This window comes from Rhodanobacter sp. DHB23 (assembly GCF_014842975.1).
In the GTDB taxonomy this organism is placed as follows: Bacteria; Pseudomonadota; Gammaproteobacteria; order Xanthomonadales; family Rhodanobacteraceae; genus Rhodanobacter_A.
Window position 1 is genome coordinate 16,811 of record NZ_JACYXK010000027.1, and the last position, 19,784, is coordinate 36,594.

At 66.7% G+C, this 19,784-nt stretch carries 27 protein-coding genes; 4 read left to right on the top strand and 23 right to left on the bottom strand.

Annotated elements, in window-relative coordinates; translation table 11 throughout:
- Window positions 1-22: 22 nt before the first annotated feature.
- Both IHE47_RS09890 and IHE47_RS09895 read left to right on the top strand, forming a co-directional pair.
- The gene (locus IHE47_RS09890) at window positions 23-3,058 is read left to right on the top strand and encodes an efflux RND transporter permease subunit (RefSeq protein ID WP_192106071.1); all 3,036 of its coding nucleotides are present in this window, start codon (window positions 23-25) and stop codon (window positions 3,056-3,058) included.
- Between the two features lie 28 nt (window positions 3,059-3,086).
- Window positions 3,087-3,740, top strand: a complete 654-nt coding sequence (locus tag IHE47_RS09895) for a glutathione S-transferase family protein (protein ID WP_192105744.1) — start codon at window positions 3,087-3,089, stop codon at window positions 3,738-3,740.
- An 11-nt stretch (window positions 3,741-3,751) separates the two neighbouring features.
- On the opposite strand, the gene IHE47_RS09900 is transcribed toward IHE47_RS09895, so the two are convergent.
- On the bottom strand, window positions 3,752-5,044 hold the full coding sequence (locus IHE47_RS09900) for a cytochrome c (protein WP_192105745.1): 1,293 nt from the start codon (window positions 5,042-5,044) through the stop codon (window positions 3,752-3,754).
- The gene (locus tag IHE47_RS09905; protein ID WP_192105746.1) at window positions 5,041-5,823 is read right to left on the bottom strand and encodes a c-type cytochrome; all 783 of its coding nucleotides are present in this window, start codon (window positions 5,821-5,823) and stop codon (window positions 5,041-5,043) included. The genes IHE47_RS09900 and IHE47_RS09905 overlap by 4 nt, the downstream gene beginning before the upstream one ends.
- A gap of 95 nt (window positions 5,824-5,918) precedes the next feature.
- On the opposite strand from IHE47_RS09905, the gene IHE47_RS09910 reads away from it, so the two are divergent.
- Window positions 5,919-7,520, top strand: a complete 1,602-nt coding sequence (locus tag IHE47_RS09910; protein WP_192105747.1) for an amidase — start codon at window positions 5,919-5,921, stop codon at window positions 7,518-7,520.
- Window positions 7,521-7,539: 19 nt separating this feature from the next.
- Entirely contained in the window at window positions 7,540-7,818 is a 279-nt protein-coding gene (locus IHE47_RS09915) for a hypothetical protein (RefSeq protein WP_192105748.1), read from the top strand.
- 21 nt (window positions 7,819-7,839) lie between these two features.
- On the opposite strand, the gene IHE47_RS09920 is transcribed toward IHE47_RS09915, so the two are convergent.
- The 21 genes from IHE47_RS09920 to rplP form a co-directional block, all read right to left on the bottom strand.
- Window positions 7,840-9,201 (bottom strand): 3-deoxy-7-phosphoheptulonate synthase class II, encoded by a 1,362-nt coding sequence (locus IHE47_RS09920; RefSeq protein WP_192105749.1) that lies wholly within the window; start codon window positions 9,199-9,201, stop codon window positions 7,840-7,842.
- Entirely contained in the window at window positions 9,198-9,722 is a 525-nt protein-coding gene (locus tag IHE47_RS09925; protein ID WP_192105750.1) for a disulfide bond formation protein B, read from the bottom strand. Before IHE47_RS09925 ends, IHE47_RS09920 begins: the two co-directional genes overlap by 4 nt.
- 155 nt (window positions 9,723-9,877) lie before the next feature.
- Window positions 9,878-10,261, bottom strand: coding sequence for a 50S ribosomal protein L17 (gene rplQ, locus IHE47_RS09930; protein WP_181301027.1), 384 nt, complete (start codon window positions 10,259-10,261; stop codon window positions 9,878-9,880).
- Between the two features lie 233 nt (window positions 10,262-10,494).
- The gene (gene rpoA, locus IHE47_RS09935) at window positions 10,495-11,493 is read right to left on the bottom strand and encodes a DNA-directed RNA polymerase subunit alpha (protein ID WP_192105751.1); all 999 of its coding nucleotides are present in this window, start codon (window positions 11,491-11,493) and stop codon (window positions 10,495-10,497) included.
- A gap of 15 nt (window positions 11,494-11,508) precedes the next feature.
- Window positions 11,509-12,135, bottom strand: a complete 627-nt coding sequence (gene rpsD / locus IHE47_RS09940) for a 30S ribosomal protein S4 (RefSeq protein ID WP_192105752.1) — start codon at window positions 12,133-12,135, stop codon at window positions 11,509-11,511.
- Between the two features lie 11 nt (window positions 12,136-12,146).
- The gene (gene rpsK / locus IHE47_RS09945; RefSeq protein ID WP_007513384.1) at window positions 12,147-12,533 is read right to left on the bottom strand and encodes a 30S ribosomal protein S11; all 387 of its coding nucleotides are present in this window, start codon (window positions 12,531-12,533) and stop codon (window positions 12,147-12,149) included.
- A gap of 12 nt (window positions 12,534-12,545) precedes the next feature.
- Window positions 12,546-12,902: a 30S ribosomal protein S13 gene (gene rpsM, locus IHE47_RS09950; protein WP_192105753.1), complete on the bottom strand. Its 357-nt coding sequence runs from the start codon at window positions 12,900-12,902 to the stop codon at window positions 12,546-12,548.
- A gap of 137 nt (window positions 12,903-13,039) precedes the next feature.
- The gene (secY, locus tag IHE47_RS09955; protein ID WP_192105754.1) at window positions 13,040-14,362 is read right to left on the bottom strand and encodes a preprotein translocase subunit SecY; all 1,323 of its coding nucleotides are present in this window, start codon (window positions 14,360-14,362) and stop codon (window positions 13,040-13,042) included.
- Between the two features lie 4 nt (window positions 14,363-14,366).
- A complete protein-coding gene (rplO, locus tag IHE47_RS09960; protein WP_192105755.1) occupies window positions 14,367-14,798 on the bottom strand; it encodes a 50S ribosomal protein L15 in 432 nt (143 codons plus the stop codon).
- 2 nt (window positions 14,799-14,800) lie between these two features.
- Complete coding sequence (gene rpmD, locus IHE47_RS09965) at window positions 14,801-14,998, bottom strand: 50S ribosomal protein L30 (protein ID WP_192105756.1); 198 nt, start codon at window positions 14,996-14,998, stop codon at window positions 14,801-14,803.
- Window positions 14,991-15,500 (bottom strand): 30S ribosomal protein S5, encoded by a 510-nt coding sequence (rpsE, locus tag IHE47_RS09970; protein WP_181301007.1) that lies wholly within the window; start codon window positions 15,498-15,500, stop codon window positions 14,991-14,993. Before rpsE ends, rpmD begins: the two co-directional genes overlap by 8 nt.
- 147 nt (window positions 15,501-15,647) lie before the next feature.
- On the bottom strand, window positions 15,648-16,007 hold the full coding sequence (rplR, locus tag IHE47_RS09975) for a 50S ribosomal protein L18 (protein WP_192105757.1): 360 nt from the start codon (window positions 16,005-16,007) through the stop codon (window positions 15,648-15,650).
- A 102-nt stretch (window positions 16,008-16,109) separates the two neighbouring features.
- Window positions 16,110-16,637 (bottom strand): 50S ribosomal protein L6, encoded by a 528-nt coding sequence (gene rplF, locus IHE47_RS09980; RefSeq protein WP_192105758.1) that lies wholly within the window; start codon window positions 16,635-16,637, stop codon window positions 16,110-16,112.
- 10 nt (window positions 16,638-16,647) lie between these two features.
- Complete coding sequence (gene rpsH / locus IHE47_RS09985) at window positions 16,648-17,043, bottom strand: 30S ribosomal protein S8 (RefSeq protein WP_192105759.1); 396 nt, start codon at window positions 17,041-17,043, stop codon at window positions 16,648-16,650.
- Window positions 17,044-17,265: 222 nt separating this feature from the next.
- Window positions 17,266-17,571 (bottom strand): 30S ribosomal protein S14, encoded by a 306-nt coding sequence (gene rpsN, locus IHE47_RS09990; protein WP_192105760.1) that lies wholly within the window; start codon window positions 17,569-17,571, stop codon window positions 17,266-17,268.
- 71 nt (window positions 17,572-17,642) lie between these two features.
- On the bottom strand, window positions 17,643-18,182 hold the full coding sequence (gene rplE, locus IHE47_RS09995; protein ID WP_192105761.1) for a 50S ribosomal protein L5: 540 nt from the start codon (window positions 18,180-18,182) through the stop codon (window positions 17,643-17,645).
- Window positions 18,183-18,193: 11 nt separating this feature from the next.
- The gene (rplX, locus tag IHE47_RS10000) at window positions 18,194-18,508 is read right to left on the bottom strand and encodes a 50S ribosomal protein L24 (protein WP_192105762.1); all 315 of its coding nucleotides are present in this window, start codon (window positions 18,506-18,508) and stop codon (window positions 18,194-18,196) included.
- Window positions 18,509-18,522: 14 nt separating this feature from the next.
- Complete coding sequence (gene rplN / locus IHE47_RS10005) at window positions 18,523-18,891, bottom strand: 50S ribosomal protein L14 (protein WP_007513359.1); 369 nt, start codon at window positions 18,889-18,891, stop codon at window positions 18,523-18,525.
- A 15-nt stretch (window positions 18,892-18,906) separates the two neighbouring features.
- The gene (rpsQ, locus tag IHE47_RS10010) at window positions 18,907-19,167 is read right to left on the bottom strand and encodes a 30S ribosomal protein S17 (protein ID WP_181300988.1); all 261 of its coding nucleotides are present in this window, start codon (window positions 19,165-19,167) and stop codon (window positions 18,907-18,909) included.
- 12 nt (window positions 19,168-19,179) lie between these two features.
- Window positions 19,180-19,365, bottom strand: a complete 186-nt coding sequence (rpmC, locus tag IHE47_RS10015; protein WP_192105763.1) for a 50S ribosomal protein L29 — start codon at window positions 19,363-19,365, stop codon at window positions 19,180-19,182.
- 1 nt (window position 19,366) lies between these two features.
- Window positions 19,367-19,780 (bottom strand): 50S ribosomal protein L16, encoded by a 414-nt coding sequence (gene rplP / locus IHE47_RS10020; protein ID WP_192105764.1) that lies wholly within the window; start codon window positions 19,778-19,780, stop codon window positions 19,367-19,369.
- Window positions 19,781-19,784 lie beyond the last annotated feature (4 nt).

Consider the following 19,784-nt stretch of genomic DNA (forward strand, 5'->3'; position numbering starts at 1 on the left):
GCCATCGACGATCACCGGCTGGATGCAGCGGCACCGCCGCTCGCTGCTGTTCCTCGTCTTCATCCTCGCCATGGGCGGCATCCTCGGCGCGTTCAACCTGCCGGTGTCGCTGTTCCCCGATGTGTCGTTCCCGCGCGTGCGCGTGACGCTGGATGCCGGTGACCAGCCCGCCGACCAGATGGTGGCGATGGTCACGCGGCCAGTGGAGGAAGCGATCCGCCAGGTGCGTGGTGTGCGCGAGTTGCGCTCCACCACCAGCCGCGGCAGCGCCGAGATCAACATCGGCTTCGACTGGGGCGCGGACATGGGGCGCGCCCTGCTCGACGTCGATGCCGCCGTCGGCGAAGTGCTGCCGCACCTGCCGCCGGGCGTGGACGTGCAGGCGATCCGGCTCGATCCCACCGTGTTCCCCATCCTCGCCTACAGCCTGCGCTCCGACACGCTCACGCCCGCGCAATTGCACGACATCGCCGAGTTCCAGTTGCGCCCGCTGCTGTCCGGCGTCGCCGGCGTGGCACAGGTGGACGTGCAGGGCGGCGAGGTGGCCGAGTTCCACGTGGACGTGGATGCGCCCAAGCTGCGTGCGCAGGGCCTCGCGCTGACCGACGTGGAGCACGCGGTGGCGAACGCCGCCACCATCCAGGCCATGGGCCGCCTGCAGGATCACTACAAGCTCTACCTGCTGCTGGCCGACAACCAGCCGACGACGATCAAGGCGCTGGGCGACATCGTGCTGCGCGCCGATGCGCACGGCGTGCTGCGCCTTTCCGACGTGGCTTCCGTGGTGATGGACCACGAACCGCAATGGGTGCGCACCACTGCGGATGGCCACGATGCCGTGCTGATGCAGGTGTTCCAGCAACCCGACGGCAACAGCGTGCAGATCGCCAACGACGTGAAGCAGCGGCTGGCCGAGTACCAGCGGCAGGCGCCGAAGGGCCTGCACATCGCCAACTGGTACGACCAGACGCAACTGGTGCTGGGCGCGGCCGGCAGCGTGCGCGACGCGATCCTGATCGGCATCGTGCTGGCGGGGCTGGTGCTGTTCGTGTTCCTGCGCAATGCGCGGGTGATCCTGGTCGCGCTGGTCGTGGTACCGGCCACGCTGGCAGCCACCGTGCTGCTGCTGACCGTGCTGCACATGAGCTTCAACATGATGACGCTGGGCGGCATGGCGGCCGCGGTGGGCCTGCTGATCGACGACGTGATCGTGATGCTGGAGCACATCATGCGCCGGCTGCGCGACGGCACGGGGCATGTGCGCGAGCGCATCGCGGGCGCGGCGTGGGAATTCACCCGCCCGCTCACCGGCTCCAGCGCGGCCACCGTGGTGATCTTCCTGCCGCTGGCCTTCCTCAGCGGCGTCACCGGCGCGTTCTTCAAGGCGCTGTCGCTGACCATGGCCAGCGCGCTGGTGATCTCCTGGCTGCTGACCTGGATCGCCGTGCCGTTGCTGGCCGAATGGCTGATCGACGAACGCCACGCTGCGGAACATCCGCCGAGCCGCTTCTCGCAGCGCATGCTGGCGGGCTACGAACGCACGCTGGGCCGCCTGCTGCAGCGCCCCGCGCTGGTGCTGCTCGGCGTGATCCCGCTGCTGCTGGCCGGCGCGCTAGCGTATCGGCAGGTCGGCAGCGGCTTCATGCCACAGATGGATGAAGGCGGCTTCACGCTGGACTACCTCTCGCCACCCGGCACCTCGCTGGACGAGACCGATCGCCTGCTGCAGCAGGTCGAAAAGATCATCCGCGCCAACCCCTACGTGGACACCTACTCGCGGCGCACCGGCCTGCAGCTCGGCGGCGGCCTCACCGAAGCGAACACCGGTGACTTCTTCGTGCGCCTGAAGAACGGTTCACGGCCTTCCACCGCCGACGTGATGGAGCAGATCCGCGAACAGGCCGCTGCGCAGGTGCCGGGCCTCGACGTCGACGTCGCGCAGTTGATGGAAGACCTGATCGGCGACCTCACCGAAGTGCCGCAGCCGATCGAGATCATGCTCTACGGCGACGACGAGGCGCAGCTCGACGACACCGCGAAGAAGGTGGCCGCCGCGATCGGCAAGATCGACGGCATCGCCGAGGTGCACAACGGCATCAATCCCGCCGGCGACGCGCTGGACGTGCGCATCGACCCGGTGAAGGCCGGCCTGCTCGGCCTTGATCCGGTGACGGTGGCGCAGCAGGTGTCGGACGCGATGGCCGGCAACGTGGCCGCGCAGCTGCCGCAGGGGCCGAAGATGATGGGCGTGCGCGTGTGGCTGCCGCCGGCCTCGCGCGCACAGGTGGAGCAACTCGCCGCCCTGCCGATACGCGCAGCCGACGGCCACATCGTGCCGCTGTCCGAACTCGCCACCATCCGCGCCGTGCAGGGCCAGCCGGAGATCAACCGCGACAACCTCAAGCGCATGATCGCGGTGACCGCGCGCATCGTGGGCCGCGATCTCGGCTCCACCGCCAACGACGTGAAACAGGTGCTGGCAAAACCCGGCCTGCTGCCGCCCGGCATGTACCACGAGCTGGGCGGGCTCTATGCGCAGCAGCAGACAGCCTTCCACGACCTGCGCCTGGTAATGCTGGCTGCGATCGCGCTGGTGTTCGCGCTGCTGCTGTTCCTGTACGAGAGCTTCCGCGTGGCGCTGGCGATCATGGTCGCGCCGCTGCTGGCGCTGGCGGCCGTGTTCGTGGGGCTGTGGGTCACCGGCATCGAACTGAACATCTCGGCGATGATGGGCATGACGATGATCGTCGGCATCGTCACCGAGCTGGCGATCTTCTGGTTCACCGAACTGCGCGAAGCCGAACAAGGCATGCCGCTGCACGAGGCGCTGCGCCACGCCGGCCACCACCGCATGCGGCCCATCCTGATGTCCACCATCGCCGCCATCCTCACCCTGCTGCCGCTGGCGCTGGCCATCGGCGAAGGCTCGCAGATGCAGCAGCCGCTGGCGGTGGCGATCATCGCCGGCATGCTGGTGCAGGTGCCACTGGTGTTGCTGGTGCTGCCGGTGGTCTACTCGGTGCTGCGCAGGTCGTCGAAGAGCGCCGGCCACCCATAGGCCATACCCGTTTTGCGGGAGTCCCGCGATGAACATCACGATTACCGCCTTTGAACGCTCGCCCGATGGCGGCAAGGGCCTGGCGCGCGACACGCGCGTGCGCTGGGCGCTCGAGGAAACGGGCCAGCCCTACGGGGTCCGCCTCGTTTCCTTCGCCGCGATGAAGGAGCCCGCGCATCGGCGCCTGCACCCCTTCGGCCAGATCCCGACCTACGAGGAAGGCGATCTCGTCCTGTTCGAAACGGGTGCGATCGTGCTGCACATCGCCGAGCGCCATGCGGGCCTGCTGCCTGACGATGCCGGTGCCAGGGCGCGCGCGGTCATGTGGATGTTCGCCGCGCTCAACACCGTGGAGCCGCCCATCCTCGAACTGCAGACCGCCAAGTTCACGGAAGGCGACAAGCCCTGGACCGCGGAACGCCTGCCGCTCGTCAAGGACCGCATCCGCCATCGGCTGGGCGAGCTTTCCGTGCGTCTTGGCGATGCCGAGTGGCTAGCCGGCACGTTCAGCGCGGGCGACCTGATGATGGTGTCGGTGCTGCTCAGGTCGAGACCCTCGGGCATCCTGGACGAATTCCCCAGCCTGGCCGCCTATGTCGCGCGCGGCGAGGCGCGCCCCGCCTACCAGCGGGCATTCGCCGCCCAGCTCGCGGTCAACGCAGGCCCCTCCCTCGCCGGCTGACCGGGTTCGGCCTAATCCTCCGGCGTATGCCGGTACCTGCCCACGTCCTGCGGGCTTACCGCGCCCGCGCGGTTGCCCCAGGCATGGCGGATGTAGCTGACCACGGCGGCCACTTCGGTATCGTCGAGTTGCTGCGCATACGGCGGCATGGAGTACGGCCGCGGGTTGGCGACGGTGCCGGGGGCGAAGCCGCCGAGCAGCACCATGCGGATGGCGTTGATGGCGCCGGGCTCGATCACGGAAACGTTGCCGTCCAGGGGCGGATAGATGCCGGGCACGCCACGGCCATCCGCACCATGGCAGTCGGCGCAACGCTGCCGATAGACGTCCTTGCCTTGCTGCACTAACTGGTCGGCGCCGGGTGGCGCAGGTGGTGCGAGCGGTGACGCGCGTGCCGGCAACGCGGACAGGTAATCGGCGATGGCGTGCAGGTCGTCGTCGCCGATGTGCTGCGTGCTTTGCCGCACCACGTCGGCCATCGGTCCGAAGGCGGCGCCGCGCGCGGACTGGCCGGTCTTGAGCAGGTCGACGATGTCCTGCGCACTCCAGCCAGCGAGGCCACCATGGGCCTGCGTGGAAAGGTCGGGTGCGTACCAGTGCTGCGCGGGAATCTCGCCGCCGGCGAGGAAGCGGTCCGGCAGGACCGCGCCCAGCGCGTTGCGCGGCGCGTGGCATTCGTTGCAATGGGCCAGGCCCTGCACGAGGTAGGCACCACGGTTCCATGTGGCCGTCCTTTGCGGATCGGGCTGGTAGGTGCCTTCACGGAAGTAAAGCGCGCGCCACGCCACCAGCAGGCGGCGCACGCTGTACGGAAACGCCAGCTCGTCCGGCGTGTCCGTGCGATGCACCGGCGGCAAGGATTGCAGGTAGGCGTAGATCGCCAGCGCATCGTCGCGCGTGAGTCTGGTGTACGAGGTGTACGGGAACGCGGGATACAGCGGCTCGCGCTGCCGGCCGATGCCGGAGTGCAAGGCCTGCCAGAAATCCTCGAAGCTCCAGTCGCCGAGTCCGGTGGCGGGATCGGGCGTGAGGTTGCCCGTGGCGATGTTGCCGAACGGCGTCGGCAACAGGCGGCCGCCGGCGTAGGGCACGCCGCCTTGCGCGGTGTGGCAGGCGGCGCAATCGCCGGCGGCGGCAAGCGCCGCGCCGCGCGCGATCAGCGCCGGATCGCGCAGGCTGGCTTCGCCCACCGCGCTGGCGCTGCGCGGCACCGGCACCTGCCCGAGCGGCCGCAGCAGCCAGCACGCGAGCAATACCAGCGCCAACAGGATCGCGATCGACAAGACCCGCAGCAACCACTTCATGTGCCTGCTCCATTGCCTGCCAGCACACCGCAATGCAACGGCGGCTGCACGCTGCCTGCCTCCTGCGCGTGCATGTCGGCGGGCAGTTCGCGACTCGACAGCCACGCCGACACGGCGGTGATGTCGGATGTGCTCAGGCGCCCGGCCACCTCCGCCATGCAATCCGGCGCCACGGTGGCGCGGGTATGCGTGCGCCACGCGCCGAGCTGGGCGCTGACGTAGTCGTACGGCAGGCCCACGAGGCCGGGAATGTCCGGCCGCACCCCGGTGAGCTGGCTGCCGTGGCAACGCGCGCACGCGGGAACGCCGCGCGCGGCGTCGCCCTGCGTGACGAGCTGCTCGCCGCGCCGCAGCGCCTGCGCCGGCACGGGCGGCAAGGGCGAGCGCGCATACGGCACCTGCTGTGCCGCGAAGTATTCGGCGATCTCGCGCAGATAGTCCGGGCTCAGGCCGCGCACGGTGTATTCCATCGGCGCGTACTGGCGCAGGCCGCCCTGGAAATCCGCGAGCTGCCGCGCCAGATAACCCGCCGGCTTGCCGGCGAGGCGCGGGAAGAAGCCGCTGCCCGGCGAGCCCTCGCCATGCGTGCCATGGCAGGCGACGCAGGCGGCGATGCGCTGCTGCAAGGTATCCGGCACGGACGGCGCCGCCGGACTCGAAGCCGCCGCCGGCCCGGCGGCGAACGCCGGCGACAGCAGCAACGACAGGACCAGCACCGGCACGCGGCGGAGGCGGCGTGCGCTGGTGGCACGCGTGGGACAGGCAAGGGGCGTATCCATCCGCCGAGTATAGGTGCGGCCATCAGCTCCATCGCGGGCGCACGCGGCTATGCTCTGCGTATCGCGACGCCATGTCGCAGGTCCCGGGGAATGCCATGACGCGCCGACCGTTCGCCTGTTCGCTGCTCGCCGCCGCCCTGCTCGCCAGCATGCCGCTGGCCGCGCAGCAGCAGGACGACTATGCCTCCATCGCCCAGCTGCAGCAGCGCATGGACGACGGCAGCCTGAGCAGCAAGACGCTGACGCAGGATTTCCTCGGCCGCATCCAGCGCATCGACCGGCACGGCCCCGCGCTGCATTCGGTGCTGCAGACCAATCCCGACGCAGTGAAGATCGCCGCCTCGCTCGACGCCAGGCGCAGCAAGCGGCATGGACCGCTGTACGGCATCCCGGTACTGCTGAAGGACAACATCGATACCGGCGACCGCGAACTGACCACCGCCGGATCGCTGGCACTGGTCGACGCGCCTGCACCGCACGACGCCACCGTCACCGCGAAGCTGCGCGCGGCCGGCGCGGTGATCCTCGGCAAGGCCAACCTCAGCGAATGGGCCAACTACCGCTCCAACCACGCCAGCAGCGGCTGGACCGGCGTGGGCGGGCAGACGAAGAATCCCTATGCGCTGGACCGCAACCCCTGCGGTTCCAGCGCCGGTTCCGCGGCAGCGGTGGCCGCCGGACTGGCGACCGTGGCGATCGGCAGCGAGACCGACGGCTCCATCATCTGCCCCGCCTCGATGACCGGCCTGGTCGGCATCAAGCCCACGCTGGGCCTGGTGAGCCGCGCCGGCATCGTGCCGATCAGCGCCAACCAGGACACCGCCGGCCCGATCACGCGCAGCGTGGCCGACGCGGCCGCCCTGCTCTCGGCGATCGCCGGCAGCGACGCACGCGACCCGGCCACCGTCGACGCCGACAAGCACGCCACCGATTACACGAAATTCCTCGATCCGAACGGCCTGCGCGGCAAGCGCATCGGCGTGGTGCGCGCGCTGGGCGGCGTCGAGCCGAACGCCGACCGCGTACTCGACGAGGCCATCGCCGCGATGAAGGCGCAGGGCGCGATCATCGTCGACCCGGTGCAGCTGCCGCACCTCAACGAGCTCGGCGACGCCGAGTCCACCGTGATGCAGTACGACTTCAAGCACGACATCAACGCCTACCTCGCCACGCGCACCGGGCTGAAGGTGCACACGCTGGCCGACCTGATCGCGTTCGACAACGCGCACGCCGCCGAAGAGATGCCGTGGTTCGGGCAGGAGCTGTTCGAGCAGGCCGAGGCGCGCGGCCCGCTCACCGACCCGGCCTATCGCGACGCACTGGCGAAGGCGAAGCAGCTCTCCGGCCCGGAGGGCATCGACGCCGCGCTGCAATCGCAACACCTCGACGCCCTGCTCGCGCCGTCCTGGGGACCGGCCTTCATGACCGACCTCGTGCTGGGCGACCACGTGGTCAGCGGCGATCCCACCATCGGCGGCCCCTCGCAGCCCGCCGCCGTGGCCGGCTATCCCTCGATCACCCTGCCCGCGGGCTGGGCACATGGGCTGCCGGTGGGCATCGTGCTGTTCGGCGCGAAGTGGAGCGAGCCCACGCTGATCTCCATCGCCTACGGCTTCGAGCAGCACACGCACGCGTGGCAGGCGCCGAAGTTCCTGGACACGGTGGACGGCAAGCCGGTGATGGCATCGTCGAAATAGCGAGCAGGAAGCATCCGACGTGGAACGCCAGCCGCATATCCATTGCCCGCTGTGTGCGTGGGAGCCGCGCCCCGACAACCAGTGGTACTGCTCGCCGGGCGAACCCGGCTCCGGTTGCGGCACGCGCTGGAACACGTTCTGGACCGCCGGCTGCTGCCCCGGCTGCGGGCATTACTGGGCGAGGACGCAATGCCTGTCGTGCAAGCAGGCCTCGCCGCACGAGGCCTGGTACCACTTCCCGCCACCCGAAGATGGCCAGATGCGCGAAACGAAGGAAGCGCTGGAAACGACGGGCTGAGCCCACCGTCGCCAACAACGATCAGCCCGCTTGGCCCGCCGCCGACTTGCGCACGATCAGCATCGCCAGTTCCAGCGACTGCTCGTAGTTGAGGCGCGGATCGACCATCGACTTGTAGGCACGCTGCAGGTCGGCATCGGCCAAGCCACGTGCGCCGCCGGTGCATTCGGTGACGTCCTCGCCGGTGAGCTCCAGGTGCACGCCGCCCAGGCGCGTGCCGGCGGCGGCATGGATGTCGAAGGCCTGGTCGAGCTCGCCGCGGATGTTGTCGAAGCGCCGCGTCTTGTAGCCATTGGCAGTGCTTTCGGTGTTGCCGTGCATGGGATCGGCCACCCACAGCACGCGCCGGCCCTCGCGCTTCACCGCCTGCAACAGCGGCGGCAGCGCCTCGGCGATCTTCGCGTTGCCCATGCGGTGGATCAGGGTGAGCCGGCCCGGTTCGTCCTGCGGGTTCAGTGCATCGATCAGCGGCAGCAGTTGCTCCGGCGTCACCGATGGACCGACCTTCACCGCGACCGGATTGCGGATGCCGCGGAAATATTCCACGTGCGCGCCGTCCAGCGCCGCCGTGCGCATGCCGATCCACGGGAAGTGCGTGGACAGGTTGAACCAACCCGGATGCCGCGGCACCTGGCGCGTGAGCGCCTGCTCGTAGTGCAGCAGCAGCGCCTCGTGCGAGGTGAAGAAATCCACCTTGGTGAAGCCGGCGATCGGCCCGGCCAGGGTTTCCATGAAGCGCAGCGAGTCGCCAATACCGGCCACCATGCGGCGGTACTCGGCGGCCAGCGGCGAATGCTCGACCCAGGCCAGGTCCCAGTACTCCGGGTGGTGCAGGTCGGCGAAGCCACCGTCGATCAGCGCACGCACGAAATTCATCGTCAACGCCGAATGCGCATGCGCGCTGATCAAGCGCTGCGGATCGGCGCGCCGCGCGGCGGCGGTGAATTCGGGGCCGTTGATCACGTCGCCGCGGAAGCTCGGCAGCGTCACGCCGTCGCGCGTCTCGGTGTCGGTCGAACGCGGTTTCGCATACTGGCCCGCGAAGCGCCCCACGCGCAGCACCGGTTGCTTCAGCCCGTGCACCAGCACCAGGCTCATCTGCAGCAGCACCTTGAGCCGGTTCGAGATGATCGGGCTGCTGCAATCCGCGAAGCTCTCCGCGCAATCGCCGCCCTGCAACAGGAAGCGCCGGCCTTCCTGCGCTTCGGCCAGCGCCTGCTTCAACGCCAGCACTTCCCACGAAGTCACCAGTGGCGGCTGCTGCGCCAGCTGCGCGGTGGCCTGCGCCAGTTCGGCGGCATCCTCGTATTGTGGCTGCTGCAGCGCCTCGCGCTGCTGCCAGGACGATGGTGTCCAGTCCGCGCTCGACTTCACCCCGTTCATCGCATCAACCTCTTCTTCGTGCGGCGCGTAGCGGCCAGCAGCGTCCACACCGCGAGCAGTACGAACCAGATCAGTGACCACCACGGCATCGACAGGCCGAGGATCGGCTGCACCTTGGCGCATTCGCCGGAGCCGCTGAGCACCTTGAGCAGCACCCGGACCAGGCCGCCGTTGCTGGCGCGGGTTTCCAGCAGATAGCCCAGCGGCGCGCCGCAGCTCGGCACCTGGTCGGGCGGCAGCGACTGGATCCACAGGTGGCGCGCGGCGATGCCGATGCCGACCAGCGCGATCAACACCAGCAAGCCCGCGTAGAACCAGCGCCCGCCGCCGCGCGGCGCATGCAGGCCGCCGACCAGGAACACCACGCCCAGCGCGATGAACACCACGCGCTGCAGGATGCACAGCGGGCATGGATCCATCTGCAGCACGTACTGCGCATACAACGCGAAACCGATCAGGGCGGCGCAGACGAGGAAGCCCGCCAGCAAGCTGATGCGAAACGACCAACGCAAGGGATTCATGAGCAGAGGGAACAGGAGCGGAAACGCGACATTACCCGCTTGCCGGCGGACTGTCAGCATCGGCGTTCCGGTCGCCTGCCGCACAAAGCGAAACCCCGGCAGGTTGCCCGGCCGGGGTTTCGTTTGGACGTCTGGATGTCCGCAGGCGGCGACGCTTACTCGGCGTCGACAGCCTCGGCCTGCGGGCGACCGACCAGCTCGACATACGCCATCGGGGCGTTGTCGCCGTCGCGGAAGCCGCACTTCAGGATGCGCAGGTAGCCGCCGGGACGCTCGCGGTAACGCGGGCCCAGCTCGACGAACAGCTTGCCCACCGCTTCCTTGTCGCGCAGGCGCGCGAAGGCGAGGCGGCGATTGGCGACGCCGTCGGTCTTGGCCAGCGTGATCAGCGGCTCGGCGACGCGGCGCAGTTCCTTGGCCTTCGGCAGGGTGGTACGGATCAGCTCGTGCTTGAACAGCGACGAAGCCATGTTCTTGAACATCGCTTCACGGTGGGCGCTGGTGCGGTTGAGCTTGCGACCGGATTTCATGTGGCGCATGGCGAATACTCTCTAGTAGGTCTGTTGTTATGAAGCGCTGGCACCTGTGTCCAACACCCCGCGGTTACCCGCTTTTATGGCCTCATCGAAGCGAGGCTCTTTTTAAGATCCCCAACCGGAGCGAAAGCTCTTATGAGGAGTGCGGCCATGGATGGCCGCTTTTGGTGCTTGGCCAGAGCGCTATGAACACTCTGGCCAAGATTCAGCTAAAACAGTGATCAGGGACGATCACATTAACCAAGCTGCATGCCGTGCGAGAGCCCAGCCGGCGGCCAGTTCTCCAGCTTCATGCCCAGGGCCAGGCCGCGCGAGCCAAGGACATCCTTGATCTCGGTGAGCGACTTCTTGCCCAGGTTCGGCGTCTTCAGCAGCTCGACCTCGGTCTTCTGCACCAGATCGCCGATGTAGTAGATGCTCTCGGCCTTCAGGCAGTTCGCCGAACGCACGGTGAGCTCCAGATCGTCGATCGGGCGCAGCAGCAGCGGATCGAAACCGCTCTTTTCGGCCTTGTCGGTAGCGCTCTCGCGACGCGAGAAGTCACCAAACACGGACAACTGGTCGTTGATGATCTCGGCGGCCTTGCGCACCGCGTCCTCGGCGCCGATGGTGCCGTTGGTCTCGATGTCCAGCACCAGCTTGTCGAGGTTGGTGCGCTGCTCGACGCGAGCGGCATCCACTTCGTAGGCCACGCGCAGCACCGGCGCGAACGAGGCGTCGAGCTGCAGGCGACCGATCGGACGGGCTTCGTCGTCCGGATGGACGCGGGCGCTGGCCGGCTGGTAACCCACGCCGCGGCGCACCTTCAGGCGCATGTTGAGCGCGATGTCCTTGGTCAGGTGGCAGATCACGTGCTCGGGGTTGATGATCTCCACCGAGTGGTCGACGACGATGTCGCCGGCCGTGACCACGCCCTTGCCCTTCTTGGACAGGGTGAGGGTGACTTCGTCGCCGGTGTGCTGGCGAATCGCCACGTCCTTGAGGTTCAGCAGGACTTCGATCACGTCCTCCTGCAGGCCCTCGAGGGTGGTGTATTCGTGCAGCACGCCGTCGATCTCGACCTCGACGATGGCGCTGCCGGGGATCGAGGAAAGCAGGACGCGACGGAGCGCGTTGCCCAGGGTGTGACCGAAACCGCGCTCGAGCGGTTCGACCACCACCTTGGCGCGATTGGCGCCAAGCTGTTCGACGCTGAGGCCACGCGGCCGCAGCACGCTAGTAGACGAAACTGCCATGCAAGGCTCCGGTGATTACTTCGAGTAAAGTTCGACGATCAGGGCTTCGTTGATGTCGGACGGCAGGTCGCCGCGATCCGGCACCGCCTTGAACGTGCCTTCGAACTTCTTGCTGTCGACTTCGACCCAACCCGGACGCAGGTCCATGGTGTCGAACACGGTCGCCGCTTCCTGCACGCGCAACTGGGTACGGCCGCGCTCGGTCAGCGCGATCGCGTCGCCGGGCTTGACCTGGTAGGACGGGATGTTGACCTTCTTGCCGTTGACCAGCACCGCCTTGTGCGAAACCAGCTGGCGGGCCTGGGCGCGGGTGACCGCGAAACCCATGCGGTACACGACGTTGTCCAGGCGGCTCTCGAGCAGGCGCAGCAGGTTCTCGCCAGTGTTGCCCTTGAGGGTCGACGCCTTGGTGTAGTAGTTGCCGAACTGACGCTCGAGCACACCGTAGATGCGCTTGACCTTCTGCTTCTCGCGCAGCTGGACGGCGTAGTCGGACATGCGCATGCGCTTGTTGGCGCCGTGCTGGCCGGGCTTGTTCTCCAGCTTGCACTTGGAGTCGATCGCGCGGGCCGGGCTCTTGAGGCTCAGGTCGGCGCCTTCGCGGCGGGCGAGCTTGCAGGTAGCTCCACGATAACGTGCCATGGTTGTGCTCCTTAGACTCGACGCTTCTTGGGGGGACGGCAGCCGTTGTGCGGAATCGGCGTGACGTCGATGATGTTGAGCACCTTGTAACCCAAGGCGTTCAGCGAACGCACGGCCGACTCACGACCCGGGCCCGGGCCCTTGATGCGCACTTCCACGGTCTTCACGCCGTAGTCGCCAGCGGCACGGCCGGCCTTCTCGGCGGCGACCTGGGCAGCGAACGGGGTCGACTTGCGCGAACCGCGGAAACCCGCGCCGCCGGCAGTCGCCCACGACAAGGCATTGCCCTGGCGATCGGTGATGGTGACGATGGTGTTGTTGAAGGAGGCCTGCACGTGGGCCACGGCATCCGTGACAACGCGCTTGATCTTCTTCTTGGTCTTGACAGGCTTGGCCATATTCTCGATCCGTTACTTCTTGATGGCGCGACGCGGGCCCTTGCGGGTGCGTGCGTTGGTACGCGTGCGCTGGCCGCGCACCGGCAGGCCGCGACGATGGCGCAGGCCGCGATAGCAGCCCAGATCCATCAGGCGCTTGATGGCCATGCCCACTTCGCGGCGCAGGTCGCCTTCCACGACGTACTTGGCGATTTCCGCGCGAAGCTTTTCCACTTCGCCTTCGCTGAGCGACTTGATCTGGGTGGTGGGAACCACGCCAGCGTCCACACAGACCTTCTTGGCCCGGCTGCGGCCAATGCCGTAAATGCTCTGCAGACCAACCCAGACATGCTTCTGGACCGGCAAATTGACACCTGCGATGCGCGCCATGATGTGCTTTCTCCGAGTGCTTTCGTGCGCGGTAAACGCGCAATTCTATCTTGAATCAACTTGTCAGGAAAGCCCTGCGGTGCCCAACACCGCCCGGCCCTCCGGGTTTTCGGCCAATCCCGCCCGCCCAGCAGCCACTAGTTGCGGCGGAGATTGGCCTTCTTGAGCAAACTTTCGTACTGGTGGCTGACCAGGTGCGCCTGCACCTGCGAGGTGAAATCCATCACCACGACCACCACGATCAGCAGCGACGTGCCACCGAAGTAGAACGGCACGTGCCAGAACTTCTGCATGAACGACGGCACCAGGCAGACCGCGACCAGGTACAGCGCACCCACGCCGGTCAAACGGGTGATCACGCCATCGATGTAGCTGGCCGTGGCGCGACCCGGGCGGATGCCCGGGATCAGCGCGCCGGAGCGCTTGAGGTTGTCCGCCGTCTCTTCCGAGTTGAACACGACCGCGGTGTAGAAGAAGGCGAAGCCGATCACCAGCACCGCATAGATGAGCGCCCACAGCGGCTCACCCGGATTCAGCGCCTGGGTCAGGTCCTGCAGCCAGCGCGACTGGTGGCCGGCGCCGAACCAGTTCACCGCGGTGGCCGGGAACAACAGCAGACTGGACGCGAAGATCGGCGGGATCACGCCCGACATGTTGATCTTCAGCGGCAGGCTGGAGCTCTGGTTCTGGTAGCCACGCTGGCCGCCGGAGCGCCGCGCGTAGTTGACCGTGATCTTGCGTTGCGCGCGCTCCATGAACACGCAGAACGCGGTGACCAGCAGCACGATCGCGAAGACGATCAGCACACCCAGCACCGACAGCTCGCCGTTGCTCGACATGCCCAGCGTATGCACCACCGCGCCCGGCAGGCCGGCCACGATGCCGGCGAAGATCAGCAGCGAGATGCCGTTGCCGATGCCGCGCTCGGTCATCTGTTCGCCGAGCCACATCAGGAACATGGTGCCAGCAGTCAGGCCGATTACCGCGGCCAGCACGAAGCCGAAGCCCGGGGTGTACACCACCGGCGCGCCACCGGCCGCGACCTGCTTCTGAAATCCCACCGCCATGAAGAAGGACTGGAACAACGCCAGACCCACCGAACCGATGCGCGTGTACATCGTCATCCGACGCTTGCCGGACTCGCCTTCCTTGCGCAACGCCTGCAGGCTCGGGATCACCGAACCCATCATCTGGATCACGATGGAGGCCGAAATGTACGGCATCACGCCCAGTGCGAACACCGAGAAGCGCGCCAGCGCGCCGCCCGAGAACATGTTGAACATGTCCATCAGGCCGTTGCCCTGAACCAGGTTGCTCATCGCGTCCGGATTCACGCCCGGCACCGGGATGAACGAACCGAGGCGGAACACCAGCAGCGCACCGATCACGAAGAAGATGCGCTGGCGCAGCTCGGTCAGTTTGCCGAGCTTGCCGAGTGCGTTGCCGTTGGCCTGGGCCACGCGATTACTCCACGCTGCCGCCGGCTGCCTCGATGGCAGCCTTGGCACCCGCCGTGGCCAGCAGGCCCGACAGCTTCACCGCGCGACCGATCTCGCCCTTCAGCACGACCTTGACCTTCTTGGCCTTGCTGTCGATCAGGCCGGCCTTGTGCAGCTCGACCACGTCGATCACGTCGGCCTTGAGGCCGGCGAGCTGGTACAGGAACACCTGCTGGCTCTCGGCCTTCAGCTTGGAGCGGAAGCCGACCTTGGGCAGGCGACGCTGCAGCGGCATCTGGCCGCCCTCGAAGCCGTACTTGTGGGTGCCGCCGGCGCGGGCGTGCTGACCCTTGTGGCCGCGACCGGCCGTCTTGCCGAGGCCCGAGCCGATGCCGCGACCGACGCGCAGCTTGGTCTTGCGCGAACCGGCGGCCGGCTTGATGTCATTCAAACGCATGATTAATCCTCCACCTGGACCAGGTAGTAGACCGTGTTGATCAGGCCACGCACCTGCGGGCTGTCCTTCAGCTCGCGGACGTCGTTGGTCTTGTTCAGGCCCAGCGCCTTGACGCTGAGGCGATGACGCGCCTGCACGCCGCGTAGGCCCTTGACCAGGCGCACGCGCACGGTGCCGGCGGTTTCGTTCTTCTTAGCCATTGCCCAGCACCTCTTCCACGGTCTTGCCACGCTTGGCGGCGATCTGCTTCGGCGAAGCCACCGCCTGCAGGCCCTTGATGGTGGCACGCACCAGGTTGATCGGGTTGCGCGAGCCGACCGCCTTGGCCAGCACGTTCTTCACGCCGACCACTTCCAGCACGGCGCGCATGGCGCCGCCGGCGATCACGCCGGTACCTTCGGAAGCCGGCTGCATGTAGACGCGGGCCGCGCCGTGGTTGGCCTTGATGGCGTACCACAGGGTGCCGTTGTTCAGGTCGATGTTCACCATGTTGCGACGGGCGCGCTCCATCGCCTTGGAGATGGCGACCGGCACTTCGCGCGCCTTGCCATAGCCGAAGCCGACCTTGCCCTCGCCGTCGCCGACCACGGTCAGCGCGGTGAAGCTCATCTGGCGGCCACCCTTGACGGTCTTGGCCACGCGGTTCACGGCAATCAGCTTCTCGAGCAGGCCGTCTGAATTTTCGCGATCGTTGGAAGACATTTCTCGATTCCGTGTGCCCGGACCATCCGGGACTTTTGCTTGCGGCTGGGCCGCTTGTTGTTGTGTTGTTACTGGAAGCGAGGGATCCGGGGCTTGCGGCAGACGGGCTCTTTCGAATCCCGAATCCCCAACCCCGAATCCCGGCTCTTAGAACTTCAGGCCGGCTTCGCGAGCCGCATCGGCCAGCGCCTTGATGCGACCGTGGAAGCGGAAACCGGAGCGGTCGAACGCCACCGATTCCACGCCGGCAGCCAACGCACGCTCGGCAACGGCCTTGCCCACCGCGGCAGCGGCGGTCAGGTTCTTGGTGCCCTTCAGGCCTTCGGCCACCGACTTCTGCACGGTGGAGGCAGCCGCCACCACGTTCTGACCGTCGGCAGCGAACACCTGGGCGTAGAGATGCTGGCCGGTGCGATGCACCGACAGGCGCGCCACGCCGAGCTTGCGGATGTGCGAACGCGTGGACTTGGCGCGACGCAGGCGGGATTCGTTCTTGTTCATCGTCATGTTCCTCGAAAGCGGATCGGCTCGAAATGCGTGATCTGTCTAGCCTGCTTTTCTGAAGAGTGCGGCCATGGATGGCCGCTTCTTCGCGCAGGGACAGCGCACTTATGCCTTCTTGGCTTCCTTCAGGGTGATCTTCTCGCCGGCATAGCGCACGCCCTTGCCCTTGTAAGGCTCAGGCGAACGGAAGGCACGGATCTTGGCGGCCACCTGGCCCACCACCTGCTTGTCGGCACCCTTGATCAGGATTTCCGTCTGCGTGGGGGTTTCCAGGGTGATGCCCTCCGGAGCCTCGAACACCACCGGGTGCGAGAAGCCCAGGCTCAGGTTCAGCGCCTTGCCGGCCATGGACGCGCGGTAACCCACGCCGACCAGCTCCAGCTTGCGCTCGTAACCTTCGGACACGCCCTTGACCATGTTCGCCAGCAGCGCGCGCGCGGTGCCGCCGAACTTGTCGTCGGCGCCCTCGGCCAGCTGGATGTTGACGGCATCGCCGTCCACCTTCAGCGACACGCCGGGCAGCACGTGAATGGACAGGGTGCCCTTCGGGCCCTTCACGGAGATACCTTCGGCGGCAGCCTTCAGCTCCACGCCCTTCGGCAGGTTGATCGTCTTCTTGGCAACACGTGACATCGTCGGCTCCTTAAGCGACCTGGCCGATGACTTCGCCGCCCAGACCCTTGGCACGGGCCTGCGCGTCGGTCAGCAGACCGGCGGACGTCGAGATGATCGAGATGCCCAGACCGCCGAGCACCTTCGGCAGTTCACCCTTGCCGCGGTAGATGCGCAGGCCGGAACGGCTGACGCGGGAAATGGACTCGATGGCCGGACGACCTTCGAAATACTTCAGGCGGATTTCGAGAACGGGCTTGCCTTCCGCCTGCGCGGTCTGCGCGTCGAGAATGTAGCCTTCGTTCTTGAGAAGGTTGGCGATGGCCACCTTCAGCTTCGACGACGGCATGCTCACCGTCGGCTTGCCCATCAGCTGGGCATTGCGGACACGCGTAAACATGTCGGCGATGGGATCAGTCATGCTCATGAAAACATCCTTCAGAGTGCACCGATATCCGATAAAACCGGAAATCTTCTAGATTGTGATGCCGACAAAGCGTCAGCCTGCGTTGCGCAGACCGACGACTATAGCAGCTTTTTCCGGCTTTGCGAACATCGGCGCCAAGATTGCGCCGACGGCGGCAGATCCGAAGGCCTGCCGCCGCATCGGGTCAGGCGGGATCAGCTCCCGCCCTGCCCTGTTTGGGTCTTACCAGCTGGCCTTGCGCAGGCCAGGCACGTCACCACGCATGGTGGCTTCGCGCAGCTTGTTGCGGCCAAGGTTGAACTTGGCGTACACGGCGCGCGGACGGCCGGTCAGCGCGCAACGGGTGCGCTGGCGGCTCGGGCTGGCGTCGCGCGGCAGCTTCTGCAGCTTGCCCTGCGCGTCCATCTTCTCCTCGTAGGAGGCGGTGGTGCTCAGCACGATCGCCTTCAGTTCGGCGCGCTTGGCGGCGTACTTCTTGACGAGCTTGGTCCGCTTGATGTCGCGGTTGACCATCGAGGTCTTTGCCATGAATAAATGCTCTCTTTTGAAGAGTCCGGCCACGGATGGCCGGTTTTCCCGATCACGGATGATCGTTTGGTTTAGTTGCGGAACGGGAAGTTGAAGGCTTCCAGCAGCGCCTTGGCCTCGGCATCGGTCTTCGCGGTCGTGGTGATCGCGATGTCCATGCCGCGCATCGCGTCGACGGCGTCGAAGTCGATTTCCGGGAAGATGATCTGTTCCTTCACGCCGAAGTTGAAGTTGCCACGGCCGTCGAAGGCGCGGCCCGACACGCCGCGGAAGTCGCGGGTACGGGGCAGCGAGATGTTGATCAGGCGATCCAGGAACTCGAACATCTGGGCGCGGCGCAGGGTGACCTTGCAACCGATCGGCCAGCCGTCGCGGATCTTGAACGAGGCCACGGAAACGCGCGCCTTGGTCGTGATCGGCTTCTGGCCCGAGATCTTGGCCATGTCCGCCACGGCATTCTCGAGGATCTTCTTGTTGCCGGCGGCTTCGCCCACGCCCATGTTCAGCGTGATCTTGGTGATGCGGGGAACCTGCATCACGTTCTGGTAGCCGAACTTCTCGGTGAGCTTCGGCACTACCTGCTCTTTGTAAAACGTCTCAAGGCGCGTCATGTCATTAATCCTTACGCGTCCACGACCTCGCCATTCGAACGGAACACGCGGACCTTGCGCCCATCAGCGAGCGTCTTGGTGCCAACGCGTTCACCCTTGTTCGTGGCGGGGTTGAACAGCTGCACATTGGAGAGATGGATCGAGGCCTCGCGCTCGACGATGCCGCCGGCCTGGTTGGCCTGCGGATTCGGCTTGGTGTGGCGCTTGACCAGGTTCACGTTGGAGACGAACACGCGCTCGCCTTCCACGCGCAGCACTTCGCCGCGCTGACCCTTGTTCTTGCCGGTGATCACGAGGACCTGATCACCCTTGCGGATACGGTTCATGTTCAGGACCTCGCTCAGAGCACTTCGGGCGCGAGCGAGACGATCTTCATGAACTTCTCGCTGCGCAGCTCGCGGGTGACCGGCCCGAAGATACGGGTGCCGATCGGCTCGAGCTTGTTGTTGAGGAGCACCGCTGCATTGCCGTCGAAACGGATCAGCGAGCCATCGGGACGGCGCACGCCCTTGGCGGTGCGAACCACCACGGCGTTGTACACCTCGCCCTTCTTCACCTTGCCGCGGGGAATGGCATCCTTCACGGTGACCTTGATCACGTCACCGATCGCGGCGTAACGGCGCTTGGAGCCGCCGAGCACCTTGATGCACATCAGTTCCTTGGCACCGCTGTTGTCCGCCGCGGAGAGCGTGCTTTGCATCTGGATCATGTCTGCACCCTCCTCTTAGACGGCCGCGCGGGTGACGATTTCGACCACGCGGTGATGCTTGGTCTTGGACAGCGGGCGGCACTCGGCGATGCGCACGAGGTCGCCCTCGTTCGCGCCGAGGTCGTCCTGCGCGTGCAGCTTGGTCGAGCGGCGCACGATCTTGCCCAGCAGGCCGTGCTGCACCTGGCGCTCGATCAGGACGGTGACCGTCTTGTCCATCTTGTTGCTGATGACGCGCCCTTCGAGGGTACGCGCCTGCTTCTGGTTGTCGCTCATATCGGCGGTCCCTTACTTCTTGCCGCCGAGCACGAATTTCGTGCGGGCGATGTCGCGCCGGACGCGGCGCAGCTGATGCGGCTGGTTGAGCTGGCCGGCGCCCTTCTGCATGCGCAGGTTGAACTGTTCCTTGCGCAGGTCCAGCAGGTGCTGATTGAGCTCTTCGGCCGACTTGGTGGTCAGATCTTTGATGGCCATGTCACATCACCGCCCGGGTCACGAACTGGGTCTGCACCGAGAGCTTGGCGGCGGCCAGGCGGAACGCCTCGCGTGCCGAAGCCTCGTCGATGCCCTCGATTTCATAAAGCATGCGGCCGGGCTGGATCGGGGCGACCCAGAATTCCACGCCGCCCTTGCCGGCGCCCATGCGCACTTCGATCGGCTTCTTGGTGATCGGCTTGTCCGGGAACACGCGGATCCACAGCTTGCCGCCACGCTTCACGAAGCGGGTGATGCAACGACGACCTGCCTCGATCTGGCGTGCGGTGAGCGCGCCGGTGGTGGTCGCCTTGAGGCCGAATTCGCCGAAGCTGACGAGGTTGGCGCAGTGCGCCAGACCGTCGTTGCGGCCCTTGAACTGCTTGCGGTATTTGGTTCGCTTGGGTTGCAACATGGCA

Excerpts from the sequence above, each read along its gene's own strand:
- IHE47_RS09890 (WP_192106071.1), top strand. The coding sequence starts at position 23 with ATGCAGCGGCACCGCCGCTCGCTGCTGTTCCTCGTCTTCATCCTCGCC.
- IHE47_RS09895 (WP_192105744.1), top strand. The coding sequence starts at position 3,087 with ATGAACATCACGATTACCGCCTTTGAACGCTCGCCCGATGGCGGCAAG.
- IHE47_RS09900 (WP_192105745.1), bottom strand. The coding sequence starts at position 5,044 with ATGAAGTGGTTGCTGCGGGTCTTGTCGATCGCGATCCTGTTGGCGCTG.
- IHE47_RS09905 (WP_192105746.1), bottom strand. The coding sequence starts at position 5,823 with ATGGATACGCCCCTTGCCTGTCCCACGCGTGCCACCAGCGCACGCCGC.
- IHE47_RS09910 (WP_192105747.1), top strand. The coding sequence starts at position 5,919 with ATGACGCGCCGACCGTTCGCCTGTTCGCTGCTCGCCGCCGCCCTGCTC.
- IHE47_RS09920 (WP_192105749.1), bottom strand. The coding sequence starts at position 9,201 with ATGAACGGGGTGAAGTCGAGCGCGGACTGGACACCATCGTCCTGGCAG.
- IHE47_RS09925 (WP_192105750.1), bottom strand. The coding sequence starts at position 9,722 with ATGAATCCCTTGCGTTGGTCGTTTCGCATCAGCTTGCTGGCGGGCTTC.
- rplQ (WP_181301027.1), bottom strand. The coding sequence starts at position 10,261 with ATGCGCCACATGAAATCCGGTCGCAAGCTCAACCGCACCAGCGCCCAC.
- rpoA (WP_192105751.1), bottom strand. The coding sequence starts at position 11,493 with ATGGCAGTTTCGTCTACTAGCGTGCTGCGGCCGCGTGGCCTCAGCGTC.
- rpsD (WP_192105752.1), bottom strand. The coding sequence starts at position 12,135 with ATGGCACGTTATCGTGGAGCTACCTGCAAGCTCGCCCGCCGCGAAGGC.
- rpsK (WP_007513384.1), bottom strand. The coding sequence starts at position 12,533 with ATGGCCAAGCCTGTCAAGACCAAGAAGAAGATCAAGCGCGTTGTCACG.
- rpsM (WP_192105753.1), bottom strand. The coding sequence starts at position 12,902 with ATGGCGCGCATCGCAGGTGTCAATTTGCCGGTCCAGAAGCATGTCTGG.
- rplO (WP_192105755.1), bottom strand. The coding sequence starts at position 14,798 with ATGCGTTTGAATGACATCAAGCCGGCCGCCGGTTCGCGCAAGACCAAG.
- rpmD (WP_192105756.1), bottom strand. The coding sequence starts at position 14,998 with ATGGCTAAGAAGAACGAAACCGCCGGCACCGTGCGCGTGCGCCTGGTC.
- rpsE (WP_181301007.1), bottom strand. The coding sequence starts at position 15,500 with ATGTCTTCCAACGATCGCGAAAATTCAGACGGCCTGCTCGAGAAGCTG.
- rplR (WP_192105757.1), bottom strand. The coding sequence starts at position 16,007 with ATGACGATGAACAAGAACGAATCCCGCCTGCGTCGCGCCAAGTCCACG.
- rplF (WP_192105758.1), bottom strand. The coding sequence starts at position 16,637 with ATGTCACGTGTTGCCAAGAAGACGATCAACCTGCCGAAGGGCGTGGAG.
- rpsH (WP_192105759.1), bottom strand. The coding sequence starts at position 17,043 with ATGAGCATGACTGATCCCATCGCCGACATGTTTACGCGTGTCCGCAAT.
- rpsN (WP_192105760.1), bottom strand. The coding sequence starts at position 17,571 with ATGGCAAAGACCTCGATGGTCAACCGCGACATCAAGCGGACCAAGCTC.
- rplE (WP_192105761.1), bottom strand. The coding sequence starts at position 18,182 with ATGACGCGCCTTGAGACGTTTTACAAAGAGCAGGTAGTGCCGAAGCTC.
- rplX (WP_192105762.1), bottom strand. The coding sequence starts at position 18,508 with ATGAACCGTATCCGCAAGGGTGATCAGGTCCTCGTGATCACCGGCAAG.
- rplN (WP_007513359.1), bottom strand. The coding sequence starts at position 18,891 with ATGATCCAGATGCAAAGCACGCTCTCCGCGGCGGACAACAGCGGTGCC.
- rpsQ (WP_181300988.1), bottom strand. The coding sequence starts at position 19,167 with ATGAGCGACAACCAGAAGCAGGCGCGTACCCTCGAAGGGCGCGTCATC.
- rpmC (WP_192105763.1), bottom strand. The coding sequence starts at position 19,365 with ATGGCCATCAAAGATCTGACCACCAAGTCGGCCGAAGAGCTCAATCAG.
- rplP (WP_192105764.1), bottom strand. The coding sequence starts at position 19,780 with ATGTTGCAACCCAAGCGAACCAAATACCGCAAGCAGTTCAAGGGCCGC.